Origin of the sequence: Mucilaginibacter straminoryzae, assembly GCF_022953055.1 — a bacterium.
GTDB classification, from domain to species: Bacteria; Bacteroidota; Bacteroidia; order Sphingobacteriales; family Sphingobacteriaceae; genus Mucilaginibacter; species Mucilaginibacter straminoryzae.
On record NZ_JALJEJ010000005.1, the window covers coordinates 1 to 14,995 of the forward strand.

The 14,995-nt window shown below is 42.8% G+C and carries 15 protein-coding genes and 1 tRNA gene; 5 read left to right on the forward strand and 11 right to left on the reverse strand.

Annotated elements, in window-relative coordinates; genetic code table 11:
- Window positions 1–608: 608 nt before the first annotated feature.
- Window positions 609–1,049, reverse strand: coding sequence for a hypothetical protein (locus MUY27_RS11865; RefSeq protein ID WP_245130247.1), 441 nt, complete (start codon window positions 1,047–1,049; stop codon window positions 609–611).
- A gap of 2 nt (window positions 1,050–1,051) precedes the next feature.
- Entirely contained in the window at window positions 1,052–1,573 is a 522-nt protein-coding gene (locus MUY27_RS11870; RefSeq protein WP_245130248.1) for a hypothetical protein, read from the reverse strand.
- Window positions 1,574–2,298: 725 nt separating this feature from the next.
- On the opposite strand from MUY27_RS11870, the gene MUY27_RS11875 reads away from it, so the two are divergent.
- Window positions 2,299–3,015, forward strand: coding sequence for a WG repeat-containing protein (locus MUY27_RS11875; RefSeq protein WP_245130249.1), 717 nt, complete (start codon window positions 2,299–2,301; stop codon window positions 3,013–3,015).
- 1 nt (window position 3,016) lies between these two features.
- Here the strand turns inward: MUY27_RS11875 and MUY27_RS11880 are convergent, their stop codons facing one another.
- The 7 genes from MUY27_RS11880 to MUY27_RS11910 all read right to left on the reverse strand — a co-directional run bounded on the left by MUY27_RS11880 (window position 3,017) and on the right by MUY27_RS11910 (window position 8,510).
- On the reverse strand, window positions 3,017–3,796 hold the full coding sequence (locus tag MUY27_RS11880; protein ID WP_245130250.1) for a hypothetical protein: 780 nt from the start codon (window positions 3,794–3,796) through the stop codon (window positions 3,017–3,019).
- Between the two features lie 5 nt (window positions 3,797–3,801).
- Complete coding sequence (locus MUY27_RS11885) at window positions 3,802–4,479, reverse strand: hypothetical protein (protein ID WP_245130251.1); 678 nt, start codon at window positions 4,477–4,479, stop codon at window positions 3,802–3,804.
- A gap of 204 nt (window positions 4,480–4,683) precedes the next feature.
- Window positions 4,684–4,757 (reverse strand) — tRNA-Pro (locus tag MUY27_RS11890).
- Between the two features lie 72 nt (window positions 4,758–4,829).
- Complete coding sequence (locus tag MUY27_RS11895) at window positions 4,830–6,191, reverse strand: lipopolysaccharide biosynthesis protein (protein WP_245130252.1); 1,362 nt, start codon at window positions 6,189–6,191, stop codon at window positions 4,830–4,832.
- A gap of 15 nt (window positions 6,192–6,206) precedes the next feature.
- The gene (locus tag MUY27_RS11900) at window positions 6,207–7,010 is read right to left on the reverse strand and encodes a glycosyltransferase (RefSeq protein ID WP_245130253.1); all 804 of its coding nucleotides are present in this window, start codon (window positions 7,008–7,010) and stop codon (window positions 6,207–6,209) included.
- An 11-nt stretch (window positions 7,011–7,021) separates the two neighbouring features.
- Window positions 7,022–7,906 carry a glycosyltransferase family 8 protein gene (locus tag MUY27_RS11905; RefSeq protein ID WP_245130254.1) on the reverse strand — a complete coding sequence of 295 codons (885 nt, stop codon included), beginning with the start codon at window positions 7,904–7,906 and terminating at the stop codon, window positions 7,022–7,024.
- Between the two features lie 181 nt (window positions 7,907–8,087).
- Window positions 8,088–8,510: a hypothetical protein gene (locus MUY27_RS11910; RefSeq protein WP_245130255.1), complete on the reverse strand. Its 423-nt coding sequence runs from the start codon at window positions 8,508–8,510 to the stop codon at window positions 8,088–8,090.
- Between the two features lie 120 nt (window positions 8,511–8,630).
- On the opposite strand from MUY27_RS11910, the gene MUY27_RS11915 reads away from it, so the two are divergent.
- Genes MUY27_RS11915 through MUY27_RS11930 form a run of 4 tightly spaced genes read left to right on the forward strand, consistent with a single transcriptional unit; the run spans window position 8,631 to window position 13,356 of the window.
- Window positions 8,631–11,954 (forward strand): DUF4175 family protein, encoded by a 3,324-nt coding sequence (locus MUY27_RS11915; RefSeq protein ID WP_245130256.1) that lies wholly within the window; start codon window positions 8,631–8,633, stop codon window positions 11,952–11,954.
- Window positions 11,944–12,378 (forward strand): ATP-binding protein, encoded by a 435-nt coding sequence (locus MUY27_RS11920; RefSeq protein ID WP_245130257.1) that lies wholly within the window; start codon window positions 11,944–11,946, stop codon window positions 12,376–12,378. The genes MUY27_RS11915 and MUY27_RS11920 overlap by 11 nt, the downstream gene beginning before the upstream one ends.
- A complete protein-coding gene (ybeY, locus tag MUY27_RS11925; protein ID WP_245130258.1) occupies window positions 12,378–12,803 on the forward strand; it encodes an rRNA maturation RNase YbeY in 426 nt (141 codons plus the stop codon). The genes MUY27_RS11920 and ybeY overlap by 1 nt, the downstream gene beginning before the upstream one ends.
- A 40-nt stretch (window positions 12,804–12,843) precedes the next feature.
- Window positions 12,844–13,356, forward strand: a complete 513-nt coding sequence (locus tag MUY27_RS11930; protein WP_245130259.1) for a glutathione peroxidase — start codon at window positions 12,844–12,846, stop codon at window positions 13,354–13,356.
- A 35-nt stretch (window positions 13,357–13,391) separates the two neighbouring features.
- On the opposite strand, the gene MUY27_RS11935 is transcribed toward MUY27_RS11930, so the two are convergent.
- Complete coding sequence (locus tag MUY27_RS11935; RefSeq protein ID WP_245130260.1) at window positions 13,392–14,213, reverse strand: MlaD family protein; 822 nt, start codon at window positions 14,211–14,213, stop codon at window positions 13,392–13,394.
- A complete protein-coding gene (locus tag MUY27_RS11940) occupies window positions 14,210–14,995 on the reverse strand; it encodes an ABC transporter ATP-binding protein (RefSeq protein ID WP_245130261.1) in 786 nt (261 codons plus the stop codon). The genes MUY27_RS11935 and MUY27_RS11940 overlap by 4 nt, the downstream gene beginning before the upstream one ends.

Genomic DNA, 14,995 nt, shown 5'->3' on the forward strand with positions numbered 1-14,995 from the left:
GGGGCTGCAAAGGTAAGAAGCTTTTTGACATTCCCAAAATAAATTTTATTTTTATTTCTTCAGTCTCTTTAGCTCCCGGAACAGGTTTCCCTCGTCCTTTTTGCGAGTGCAAAGGTAAGAAAAGCTTTTACATTTCCACCCTTCTGCTGATAATTTTTTAACAATTTCTTCAGAAAAAAGAAATATTGATAATCTTCACAAAAATTTATTTCAACTATAGCATTGATTGATAGCTAATTATAATTGATCCATCGTAAATCTTGCTAGTCGTGTCTTTTTAGCTAAAACCTATTCGTAATAAAAAAGCCAGATCTTAAAACCACGTATCGTAATAGGTGATACCGGATTTTGGGTTACAATGGTTTCCTGCTTAGCACTACCTTAACAGGTTCATCAAACTCAAAACTTAATTGTCACGAATACTATTTATAGAATTTGTGACAAAGCCTTCTCTGGCCGACTACGCGGCTGTTTGAATCTTAACAAATAACTTAGAATAGAGCTACGGAGTTAGTTATCCCAAATATCTACTCGGAAACCTTTCAAAATAACTCTTGATGTAACGGCAATGGTTAGAATCAGCTATGTTCATCCATAAATTCGCAGCCTCACAAAGTCTTTTTTAATTTTTCGATAAGTTTCAAAAGGGCCTCTCTATTTTTGGCTTCATGGTAAAATTTCGGGAGTTTTTCAAGAAGGGTAAAATGGGTACGATCATTACTTTCGCGCAATTTCGCCGATATATAATTCTCGAGGTAAAGCAGATGTTCATGGTTATAAGCCCAAAAGGTATCGTTTTTGAAAGGAGCCTGCAACCATAGCCTGGCATTAAAGTATGCGTGTGCCGCCATGATAAGCTGTCCGAACGAAGCATCAGTCGTAGCTACATTGCGGTTATGCCCGCAATTAATGCAAAATAGACGGGCCCGCTTTTCTGCATAATCAACAGTGGCCAGTGCCCGCAGGTCACACTGAAGGCAATGCACCAAAACCTGCGTTTGAAAATGACTTAGGCGCTTATTTTCATCTCGAAAACGGCTAATACTCATTGTTAATGACGTTTTTGGGCAACTGAACAATACCGGTATATTTTATCAATCAATGGTGGTATATTTTTGTTCAGGTAAACAAGTTCGGTTTTTGTACTTTGGTTGGACCTATAGTTATTCTCCTTCATGTCGGTCTTGTATAATATGACTGACTGTAATATAAAATTGAACGAGCGTGACACCATCTTGTATTCCTGATCATTTTCTTTTAGCAATACCTTCATATTGCGTTCAAAAATGGCTTTTTGCTCAGTGCCCAATCGTATCAGACTATCAAGCTTTCCCACCCTTTGTTTGGGATCTTTCACCTGGTTGATTGTTGAGGTGATCGCCTGTAAATAGTTTTTTGTAGCAAAAAGACTGTCCGTATGCGTATTTGCCTGGGAATAGCACAATGTTGTACTTGCTATAGTGAACACCAACCAATTTTTTAATAAACTCATATAGCGAGGAATATTAGAAAGCTTCTCTTTATTCAAGCACAAAGCACCCATATATTTCAAAAACTCTTTCAATACATTCATAGACGTTTATTGACTGCCAACTTATACCTTATCTCTCATAACCGTTAGAGCGATAGGCTTTCATGATCGGTTTAAGCTTAATGATTTTAACGGTTTGATACGAATATGCCAAGAAATCTGAAATATATCGACGTTACTTATCATATTTATCTTCCAGTTCTGACGTTGCTATAGAGGGATCAATAACAGCGTACTTCAAATTGATTGAGTCGCTTATTGAAAACCGTTTAGGATTATCATCCCAACCTCCCGAATACTGGTAAAGTTTACCATTAACAGTGTAGTTGATATCAACTGTTGACCTTTGTAAAAGTGAATCGATGTAATTAGTCCTTTAGTATGTATAACACCTGAATTAAAAGCAGACGTTCTCTTTTTTGCTTCCGTATCATACGCTTTAGATAGGTAATAAATTTGTTCAAGTAACAGCGAGATCATCGAATATTTTCAACTGAAATAATAACAACTTAAACTATCTGCTGATGAGACGAATCGGTGGAAATGGCGGCAATCATTTGACAATGTCAGTTATCTGTTGTTGATAATTGTTGCTAATTGTATATATTAAGATGTCTAAACAAACGCTTTTCAACCAGAAAACAATATCCTTAAATCACATGAAAATACAATTGATTGGCATAACCCTAATGTTAGGTAGCATCCTTTGCAACGCACAAGCGCCGCAAGTCAAAATCTCCGAAAATGGCAAGGTCCGCACTGTGACGATGAAACGAAATTATGACAACGACAACTATGAGTTTAGCGAAGGTATGGCACAGGTGAAGTTTAATGGCAAATTTGGCTTCGTCAATGAAGCGTATCAGGAAGTTGTGCCACCGATTTACACTCTTACCAGCGACTTTTACAATGGTGTTGCGGCTGTCTCCAATTCTAAAGGTAAATGGGGATACATAGATAAGAGCGGTAAAGTGATCACGCCCTTGATTTACGACCGCGCTTTGTACTTTAATGATGGTATGGGCTTGTTAGAGCTAAACGACCGTTACGGCTATGCAGATGTTACCGGCAAAGTCGTTATACCCCTGGGCTACAAACACGGCAATTTCTTTAACAATGGCCTGGCATGTGTCAAAGGTGATAATTTCCGAGCTACCTATATTGACAAAACAGGCAAACAAGCTTTTGCCAAGTCATTCAAGGACGGGAAGACTTTCGAAGAAGGCCTGGCTCCAGTTTGCAACGAACAAGGTAAATGGGGATTCATCGATAAAACAGGCGAACTTGTAATCAGTTACAAGTTTTATAACATCAGCCAAGGCTATAAAAATGGTGAGGCCAGGATCGAAACCGCTCCAGAACGAATATTGGTAGGTACCGACTCGTACTACGAACTTACCCGTGAGTATATCATCAACCGCAACGGAAAGATCGTCCGGGAATACGGTACCTCTCAAACCAGTACAAAAAAGTTGGCCCAGTAGTTTAAACTACTGTATATTGTTCTCCGTCCGGGCCGGTAACGTACTTGCCCAGGCGGCCAACCCTCCCGTCATTTGACTGTACCGGCTGATCAGGATTTGAAACAGCGACAAAGCCGTTCTTGGTGCCATATGCCTTACCCCTAAGCGTCATGCTGTTATTCGGAATGGATATTTGCACAGGTTGTTCGACTGTTTGCGGTCCTGTTGTTCGTTCAGCTTCCTGCTCGTCATAATATTGATTCACGCTTGCGAATATTTTCGCAGCACCCCGAAGGGTTTCTTTCGAGGCAACCGGCTGTGCATATTCGTTAACCCCGATCATGGTTGGCGTATTGGAATAGTCTTTTGCAAAACCGTAAATGGAGCGGACACCAGGCCAAACCTGCGGTGGAGCAATCTGTTGCCCCTGATATTGGTACATCATATTTTGCACGGCCATAATATGTTGTTGATTCAGCCAGGCCGCATATTGCTGTTGCTGCCAATATAGCATTTGCTGCTGCCACTGCGCGATAGCCTGTTGCTGCGCGACCCAATTTTGGTATGGCGCCATATTACCATATGCATAAGCTCCCTGATAACCGTAAGGTACCTGGTATTGGGCCTGTGCCTGATTAACCAAAATGCGTTTCGGTGCTAAAATCGTAACCGTTTTTTTGCCATCAATGAAGGGCAACACCACATCTCTCGCCGGTTCAAAATAATTCATGATTTCCAGCGGGTTGATTACCGCCAAAGTGGAGGTGCAGGCCAGGGCCTGAACAAATGCTCTTCGTTTCATAAGTTTTAATCCATTTTAGCAATACCGATTTTATCGCTTTGCTGGGTGTAATATAAACTATAACTGTTTCCGGTAAGATAATAACGGCCGATTTGCGCTTGTTCTGTCGGGTCCTCGTCAAACTGCAGAAAGAATTGTCCGTCGGTAGCAAAATGACGAAAGCCCTTGTCTGGTTCCAGCTTGTAAAACTTGCCGTTCATCGCGTAGCTTAATTCGTTATCAGTGTTATTATATACAATCACTTCCCGACCACTCGTTAGTTCAGGCGTCGCCGAATTTGAGGGGGCATTAGTAGAAACCACCACACCGTCCTGCTCGACTGCCTTCCTCAGCATGTTTTGATGTGCTCTTTGAAATTGCTCAAATGCTACCTGGGACATTACCGCCGTGTTGCCACTTAATACTGCGGTTGTCCTTAATATCTCTTTTCGCAAATCATTGGTTTGGACTTTGACGCCGCCGAGGTTGACATATAAACTACCGTTACCAGTAGTTGAAGCCCGCAAAATATCTTTTCCGTTTTCACTGATCCGGATGCGGGTAGGATCAATGTTTAATGGTCGCTTGCCTTTCAGGGTAGGTATTACTTCTTTGTTAAACCATCTTGATAGGCCGCCAAATTGGGCATTTGCCGTACCTGCAAGGATTAACAGAAAAAACAAGGCAAGAATATTTTTTTTCATGATGTTCAGGTTGTTTGGCTAAGTTAACTATATATTATTTCAAAAAAAATATATGAATATAAAAAGGTCATTTTTAAAAACTATAGAACTTACATCATCTGTTTATTTAGCAATTCATGAACGGCACTATCTAAACGTGCAAAGTGTGTTAGACTAAAATAAAAAAAGGACTTAGATTCTTAATCATAAGTCCTTTTTCTTAAGTCGGGATGGCAGGATTTGAACCTACGACCTCCAGCACCCCATGCTGGCGCGATACCGGGCTACGCTACATCCCGAAAATGATGGATGGCAAATATACAATTTTGATAAAATGCCGGAAGAGGAATTTCCTGTTTTTTAAAGAAGCTTTAGCCGTCCGCTACTTTCTTATTGCGGTTTTTAAACGCTTTAATGCTGTCGCGGATCAGCCAGAACGTTTCCAGGTAACCTATGCGGTAAACATCCAGCAGGTTAAACTTCGAATATTTCTGCAACCGGAAATAGCTGATGAGTAAGCCAACTACTACCGGCAGCAGGGTTGCCAATGCCACACCATATACATTATGGAAGATCAGTACACCAAGTACATCGCCAATGATATTTGCGGCCAGCATAAAGATTAACTTTACAGCATTCACTTGTGGCTGGTTGGTGGCATCAAGCGTAAGGGCCATAAAACGCTCTACCGGGTAAAGCAGGGCAAAGGTCATGAATATGCGGAACACGTTCGGGGCCGCGGTAGCAACGTACTTCTTATCTACAATCCACACGGCAAATTCAGAAAACAGCAACGAGCCAATTACAATAGGCAAAATCACAATAGTCACCATCCCTGCATACTTTTTCAATATATAGATGACGTGCGGTTTGTTGTCCTGGTTATGTGCTGCAGACAGGGGCGGCATAATCGTAGCGGCAAAACTGCGCAAAGGGGTTTCCACAAACTCCATCAGCCTTAAGCCCAAATTGTATACAGCCAGACTGCCAGGCCCCAGCATAAAATTGATAATATAGGTGTCCGAGTTACGGAACATACTGCTCCCCAGGCTGGTGCCCACGCTATACTTACCAAAATCAAACAAATGCCGGATGGTCTTTTTCGAGTAATTTTTAAACGTATCTATCCGCGCCCATCCTAACATAATGGTCATTAAGCTGGCTATACCACCTGCCAGAAAACCGGTGTAAACGGCCATCATCAGTGTAACATGATTTGTCAGGATCATCACCAATGCAAAAACGATGGACAGGATCTGGCTCACGGCACGGATATACAGCAGACGATCAAACCGCTGCTCTGCCTGGGCAATACAGCTTGCGATGAATGATGGCAAGGTGATCACATACACCAATCCAAACCATTTGATAAACAGATCAGTACCGCCGTCGGGGATCCGGTATGGCAGCAATAGGTAAACCAGATTGATCACGATAAACACCACGGTAATACCAGAACCAAGGTACCAGGCAGATCCGGCTATCTCGCGCGAGCGTTCTTCTGTATTACCGGCATAAGAGGTGATGAAAGCCGTAGTGATCAACCCCGCCCTGAAGGTATCGATCAGCCCGATGGTACCCTGAAAGAAAAACCAGATCCCCATCTCGTCCATTGACAGGTAGCGGAAAAATATGGCGATCAGCACCATGTTCAGTACCGACATTACTGCGTTACCAATCAGGTTTACAATATGCGGGTTGCGGAGTTTATCAATGATCTGTTTAAAAAACATGAAGATGACGGCAGGTTATTTCAAATCTTTAACATCGGTGAACATCAGCTTCACACTGCTGTTTAACACTTTCCCCTTCAGGTATACAAACCTTAACGAGTTCACAAAAACAGACTGTTTTAATTTCCAGGTACTGCGTACCATCGTGTTCGGCTCAATGCCACCGGCCTCATGCAGGAAAAGATCCGGTCCTTTAAACATTAGCGCTTTACCGCCTTTCTTAATAAAGCAAAGGCACATGGCATATTCCGTCGGGTCGCCCCGTTCACCTTCACGGTAACGGCAGAACTTGTGTAAGAAGTCAGACCGGCGCAGATGTGGGTGGTCACTGTAAATCCTGAATTTCAGGTGGTTAAGAAACCATACCTGCGGGCGATACAGCATTTCGGAAAATCCGTACTTATAATCGCGCAGATACGGGAAAGGCGCCCAGGGGAAGGTGTAAAAACGTATCAGGTCCCATTGCTTTTCTTCGTCCATCAAACGCACTGCGTTTGTAAAGTTGGGGGCGAAGTTCGCCGTAGGTTCAAAATCTTCCTGAACGTAAAGTGTATAGGGTGTAGTTACGGCATCCTGCCCTTTGTTAATATTGTTGCCAAGCCCTTTATTTACAGGCGTGCTGACGAGCCTGAACCCATAATTTGGTTGCAGTTGCTTCACATGCTCCAGGTGCTCCGGCTTACTTCCATCGTCAGAAACAATTGTTTCCTGGAAAGACAAACCGAATTCCGCACATTTAGCCAACAAGTGCTCCAGTGATTTACTGCGATTATAGTGTGTAATCAGCAGCGTTACCCGATCAAAGTGATGAGATTCCATACCAGCAGCGGCTAACCGAAAATTTTTCGGAAGAAACGTTTAACCATCCTTACCTGCCGGGTAAAGCCGCTCACCATTTTAAAATCGCGGTAAGCAGTTTTCTTCAGGTAATCAAAAAAGATATCCCGGTATTTTTCACTATAACTATAATTAGTATAGATAGGTTTGTTACCTATATAATGCAGCAGTTTGGCGCCGGGTTGATCATTATCTACTAAATGGTTCCATTCCGGGTCGAGCGGCAGCCAGCGGTTGGCCAATACGACGTTCAAACAGTACTGGTCGCCATAAACAATGTATTTCTGATATTTTACTGCTGCGTCCAGCGCCTTATTGCAAACATCAAACTCTACCCATTTCTTGTAATTGATCAGCAGCAAGCCTGCGTTAAGGTATAAGTCTTCAGAGTGGTAACCCAATTCTTCCCAGTTACGCACACCACCACCCCATGAACATCCCAACGTTTTAATGCCAGGATCCTGAACAGCGGCTACAATATGATCTCCAAGATCAATATCCCAAAGCTCCCGGATATTTCCCAGCACGATCATGTCCGAATCAAGGTATAATACCCGCTCCGTACCTTCGGGGATAAAAGTATGTACAAACAGCCTGAAGAAAGTTGTTACCGGCAAACGGGCATTATTAAAATAAGGAAGTTTAATTTTGCCTACCACCTCTTTTACCGGGTAGAACTTCAGCGCAACATCTGATGAGGTAACAGATTGTTTTAGTTTTTGAATACCTGAAGAACTGATCCCGTCATCAATGATATAAACATCAATTAAAGAACCGGCGGAGTTTATCTCGAGTGATTTTATGGAAGCCGCCAGCAATGGGGCGAAGTTATTATCACAAGCGTATACAACGCTCAAGCGCTTATCGGTACCAGTCATATCTTAAATTAAGCAGGGATTTAAACGGTTTAAAAGTTCTGCTTCATCGCCTTCTATCTCGCTAAGATAATGTTCCCCAGCCAATTTTGCGACAATAATCTATTTAACGTAAAAATCTGGTCTAAGGTTATTGCTATTCATTTCCTTTTAGGTAAATGAACAGCGCTTTTGTGTTTTAAAATTACAGCAGTTTCTTACAACGCACAACCAGTCCGCTTTCGTCATAGATCAACAAATCGCCAGATTTATCTATCTCGTATCGCTCGTTAGCGTTTTGTTTGCTTACAAACTTCTCGCCTTGCTTCTTTAGTTCGGTAGCATCCGGAGAAAGGTCTGGACTATCGGGCACGTTCAGCTTTTTCCCTTTAAAAGCAACTACCTGTATAAAGGTCTGCTCGCCGCGTGTAACAATTTCATAGGCAATCTGCTCGCCTTTATCTGTCTTGATCTCTTCATCAAACCAAACACCTTCCAGGTGCGTGTTCGGCTTTACCGCGTTTACCTTTTTTGCGGTATCTATTTTATCTTCCGCTGGTTTACCTTTGTTGTTGCAAGCACAAAAAAGCATTAAAGTACTTAGAAGCACAGGTACTGATATTTTCATAGGGCTACTGTTAGCATGGATTATAATTTGCAAAGATACTTTTATGAATCGCATTAAGACTTTCTTAATTCATACAATTACACCGCGCAAAAGCGCGTTTTAGTTAAAATCATTACTTTTATGGTTATGCAGCCAGGTAATAACTACCAATTACTGATTGAAAAGATAGATCTGTTCATCCGCAGGTACTATCTTAACAAGCTGTTACGGGGTGTTATCCTTTGGGCGGCAGTGCTGCTAACCGGCTATATCGTTGCAACGCTGAGCGAGTACTTTGGCCATTTTACTACCTTCTCGCGCACGGTAATCTTTTATTCATTTATCGCACTTAACCTGGCCATCATTAGCAGGTACATCCTGCCCTCGGTCTTTGCGTTGTTAAGGTTAAAAGAAACCATCTCTCACCACCAGGCGGCAGAAATTATCGGGCAGCATTTTGGCGAAATCCAGGACAAGCTGCTGAATACACTACAGTTGAAGGAAATAGCAGACCGCGATCCGCGGCACGCGCAACTGATCCAGGCCAGTATCGATCAAAAAATCGAAGTACTTCGTCCGGTACGTTTTCCGACCGCGGTAGATATCCGCCAGAACGTTAAATACCTAAAATGGGTTATCCCCCCTGCCCTGCTTATTTTAATCATCGCGTTTGCAGCTCCTAAAATATTGACCGATGGTACCGTAAGGCTGGTAAAGCATAATCAGTATTTTGCCCCTGCTGCGCCGTTTCAGTTTATTATTACCAATCCTTCTTTACAAGCCACACAAGGCCAGGATTTTAAACTGGACCTGAAGCTGCAAGGGAATAATTTTCCGGATGCCCTATATATCGAAACCGAGGGGCATACCTTTAAACTGGATAAGCTTTCGCTCAGCAGATTTACTTACCTGTTTACAAACGTCCAGCATACGCTTGCCTTCAAACTGAGCGGCGGCGGTTATAGTTCTTCCACATATAAGTTAGTGGTAAATGCAAAACCATCGCTGCTTCATTTTAATGCGGCACTTACCTATCCGGCATATCTACATAAAAAGAATGAGGTGATCACCAATGCCGGCGATTTAACCATACCTGTAGGTACGCTTGTGCAATGGCAGTTGCATACAGAACATGCCGACCAGGTAATTTTTAAACTAAACCAGCAGCAAAAGCTGCTGAAACCTTCTCAGCAAGATGTGTTTACCAATACCGAGCGCATTTTAAACAGCGGAACGTATTTGTTAAAACCGCTGAATAAACAGGTGATCAACAGCGATTCGGCCGCTTATGCAATTCATATAATTGCCGATGAAAGCCCTGCTATTGTTGCCGAGGAAAAGCAGGATTCGGTAAGCATGAAGGCTTTATATTTCAACGGGAAGATCCAGGACGACCATGGCTTCAGTTCCCTTCGTTTTCACTATACGGTTTATGATGGCGATAAGAAAGCGGGCAGTTATAGCATGCCCGTTAAGGCTGATCTGACCAGCACCGCCGCAGATTTCTTCTATTTCTGGAACCTGAAAGACCTGAAAGCAAAACCAGGTAACCGTATCAGTTATTATTTCGAGGTGGTAGATAACGATGCTGTTAAAGGGCCTAAAACCGCCCGGACAAACGAGAAATCGCTGGATATCCCCACCAATCAGCAGATAGCGAACGAGTTAAACGCAGGTACAAAAGAAGTTCAGCAAAAAATGCAGTCGGCAGCCAAAATGGCTGCCAAACTCGAAAAAGAAACGCAGCAACTGAACCAGAATTTATTGAACAAACGCGAGCTTAGCTTCGACGAGAAAAAACAGGTGGAAGACCTGCTGCAGAAACGGAAAGACCTGGAAGAAATGTTAAAAAACATCCGGGATGAAAATCAGAAGAATATTTACAACCGTCAGCAAACGCAGCAACAGGACGAACAGGTTACCCAGCTTCAGAAACAAATGGATGAGCTGTTGAAGAACCTTTTAGACCCAAAAACACGCGAAATGCTGGAACGCCTGAAAGAGCTGCTGCAAACCGAACAAAAAACCGGTACCCGTGAAGAATTAAACCAGATGCAAAACGAAAACCGCTCGATGAAAAAAGAACTGGAGCGGATGGCAGAACTATATAAAAAGCTGGATTTTGAGCAAAAACTAAATCAAAACGTAAATAAGCTGAACGAACTGGCTGAAAAGCAACAGCAGTTGGCCGAAAAATCCAAACAGAGTGATGCTGCCAACCGGCAGCAACTGAACCAGCAGCAGCAACAGCTAAATAAAGATTTTCAGGAGGTAAAAAAAGGATTGAACGACCTGGAAAAACTGGCGAAAGAGAATGAGCAATCTCAGTTCAGTAATCCGCAGCAGGAAGAGCAGCAGATTGAACAGAAAATGAATGAAAGCGCCGAACAGCTCAGTAAGAACAATAATAAAAAAGCAGCCCAGTCTCAGCAACAGGCCGCCGAGGCGATGCAGCAACTCGGTCGTAAGCTACAGCAGGACAACCAGGAACAGGAAGGCCAGCAGTTGTCTTTAAATGCGCAACAATTGAGGGAACTGATAAAAAACCTGGTGAACAGCTCGTTCGATCAGGAAAAACTGATGCAGACATTTAGAAATACCAGCCCGTCTGACCCAAATTATACGCGGCTTTCGCAAAAACAGAAAGATATAAAAGACAATCTTAAAACCGCTGAAGACTCTTTATATGCCCTGAGTAAAAAGGTGCCGCAAATACAATCTACCGTTAATGACGAAATAAACGCAATAAATACGCAAATTAGCAAAGCAATTGATTACCTGGGCGACAGGCGTACAATGGAAGCTAACCGCAGCCAGCAGTACGCCATGACATCCATGAATAATTTGGCACTGATGTTGAATGAGGTGTTGAGCCAACTGCAAAACAGCATGAAGAACGCAAAGGGGGGTAAGGGCAAACAGCAGCAAAGCATGTCGCAATTAAGCCGCATGCAGCAACAGCTGAACAATAACATGCAAAAAATGCGCGACCAACTACAACAGCAGGGCAACCAGGGCCAAAGCCAGCATCAGAGTACAAGCGAACAGCTGGCGCGTATGGCCCGTCAGCAACAGGATATCAGACGGGCAATAGAGCAATTTAACCGCGAACAGTTAAAAGATGGAAAAGGTAATGGCGGTAATCTGGACAAAATTGCAAAACAAATGGAACAAACAGAGAACGATATCGTAAACAGACGAATTACAGACGAGACCATAAAAAGACAACAACAGATACAGACCCGGTTACTTGAAGCAGAAAAGGCACAGCAGGAACGTGAACAGGATAAAGAACGCCTAAGCCAATCCGGGAAGGATTTTCCGCCCGGTTATATCAAGGCACTTCAGCAGTATCAGCAGCAAAAGGTAAAACAAACCGAACAGCTGAAAACCGTTTCACCGGAACTGAATTTGTACTATAAACAAAAAGTTAAACAATATTTTAACCAACTAAATGGTAAGTAGTATGCAAGGGCCTAACATTCAAGCGGCAAAATTATATACACTACAGCTTCCTTCAAGCCCGGAAAGTATTATTGATCTCGAAAATCTTATCGAAGAAATAGCTGATACCTACCAGGTGGGCGAAGACACCTTTGCCAATATGATGACCTGCCTTAACGAGATAGTGATGAATGCTATCACCCATGGTAATAAATTAGACCCGGAGAAAAAGGTAATTGTTAACGCAGAGGTAGATAACCGCCGCATTATCTGGACAATAGCAGATGAAGGCCCTGGTTTCGACTATAATAACCTGCCTGACCCTACTGCTGAAGAAAATCTGGAAAGTTTGACCGGCCGGGGCGTTTTTATCGTTAAACACCTGGCAGATCAATGTATTTTTAATGATAGAGGTAATGAAGTAGAGCTTCATTTTAAATTCTGATGCCCGTAATTAATTTTTTCTTAGAAGATATATCCTACAAGCTCACCGGTAAGCTTGCGCTTAAAAAGTGGATAAAGGAAACGATTATAGCAGAAGGTTACAAGCTGGACGAGTTGAACTACATCCTATGCTCTGACGAGTATCTGTTGCAGATCAACCAGCAATACCTAAACCATGATACCTATACAGATATCATCACCTTTGATAATTCTGAAAAGGATAAAGTAATCACAGGCGATATTTTTATATCCATTGAACGAATTAAGGAAAATGCGGTAAAATTTGCCGTGCCGGAAATCCGCGAACTGCAACGCGTTGTAATACATGGTGCATTGCATTTGCTTGGTTACAAGGATAAAAAGCCTGCCGAGAAAGCTTTGATGACAGAAAAAGAAGACTTTTATCTGACTAAAATTAGTGTTTAATTACACTAATTTTACGTTGATAACTAACCAAGATACAACAATGAAAATATTAGCATTCTTATTCGCCATGTTATTTGTGGCACCTTCGTCGGTTTATGATTTTAAACTGAAGAATATTGACGGGAACGCATTCTCGTTAAAAAAATACCGCGGCAAAAAATTACTGATCGTTAATACCGCTTCTAAATGTGGCTTTACCCCGCAGTATGCAGAACTGCAGAAGCTTGCAGACCAGTATAAAGATAAAGTGGTAGTAATTGGTTTCCCTGCCAACAACTTTGCGCAGCAGGAACCGGGTTCTTCTACTGAAATTAAAGAGTTTTGCCAGAAGAATTATGGCGTTACTTTCCCGCTGAGTGAAAAAGTAAGCGTGAAAGGCGACGATATCTCACCGCTGTTCGCTTACCTTACCAGCGCACCAAACCCTGATTTTACCGGCGAGATCAAATGGAACTTTGAGAAATTCCTGATCGATGAAAATGGTAAACTGATCCACCGTTACCGCTCTAAAGTAACACCACTTTCACCAGAGATCACTAAAGAATTAGAATAAGCAGAAAAGGCGCCCGATGAGGCGCCTTTTTGATGTTATTGCTTTTGTGCTTTCCGGATCGAATCCTGGCGCTTCTTTTCTTCTTTAGCCAGGCGTTTTTGCTCTTTCTCTTGTTGCTTTTGCAGTTTTTCCTGCGCCTTCTTTATCGAATCCTGGCGCTCTTGTGCTGCCTTTTGTTTTTTCTTAAAAAAACCTCTTAACAAGAAGTTATGCTGCGCCGCCTTCAGGTCTTCATGCAAGGTAGTCGTTGCCGCATTTACATTTTTCACCGTTGATTTTGCCGAGGCTACGGTGGTCTCCAAATCCTTCGCCATACGGTCATTATGTAACAAGCGGCCTAAAGTGCCCTTTCCATTGTTCACGTCCTCAAAAATTCCGCTTAAGCTGGTTGTAATTTTCTCTGCATTATCAGCAACGCGTGTCAACTTACCGATGATCTTATCTACATCTACCGGGTTAACGGCTGCTAACTGGTCGCCGCTGTTCACCACTTCGGCATTGGTTTTACCCGGGGTGATGACAATCAGTTTATCGCCCATTAACCCGTCGCTACCGATGCTCACTTTCGCATCCTTTTTGATAAACTTCCGTACGTTTTCGTTAATGGTTAAGTCTACTTTAACTGTGCTATCCGTTACGATGTTGATGTCTTCTACCACACCCACGTTTATACCTGCAAAACGGACGTTATTACCTACCATCAAACCGTTCACGTTCTTAAAGGTACCGCTAACGGAAAAGGTAGAATTGAACATGCTTTTCTGGTTTCCGATCAGGAAGATACCCAGAAATAATATCGCGAGGCCTACTATAACAAACAGGCCGATCTTTAATTTTTGTGAGGAAGTAGTTCTCATATACTGTCGCTGAAATAAGATTTTACAAATTGATTATCACTATGCTGAAGGTCATCAAAAGAACCTTCCGCTATATATTCACCGTCATTCATCACCACTACACGGTCTGCCGTTATGCGTGCGCATTCCATATCGTGGGTAATAATGATCGAAGTGGTTTTATATTTCTTCTGCATCTCAAGGATCAGTTGACTGATCTCTCTTGAGGTAATTGGATCGAGCCCGGTGGTCGGTTCGTCGTACAACATAATCTCTGGCTTTACAATCAGCGTACGTGCTAACCCTATCCGTTTACGCATACCACCAGAAAGGTCTGAGGGCATCTTTTCAGCCGCTTCCGGCAGCCCTACTCCTTCCAGTATTTCGTTCACGCGCTGGTCTATCTCGTTCTGGTCTTTTAACTTTAATACGCGGGTAAGTGGAAATTCCAGGTTTTCGCGCACGGTCATAGAATCGAATAAAGCGCCGCTCTGGAACAGGAAACCGATATGCGTACGCAGATCTTTTAGTTCCTCGTCGTTCAGTTCGGATACTTCCTTACCAAAAACCTTAACAGAGCCGGCATCTGGTGTCAGCATCCCCACAATACATTGAATGGTAACAGACTTCCCCTGGCCGGATTTCCCAAGCACGACGATATTCTCACCCTTGGTTACCGTCAGGTTGATGTTCCGCAGTACTTCTTTACTTCCAAAGCTTTTCTTCAAGCCTTTGATCTCGATAATAGCTTCGTCGCTGCTGACGCCGCTTTTTGTAGACCGGTGTTCTTTAACTGCTTCCAT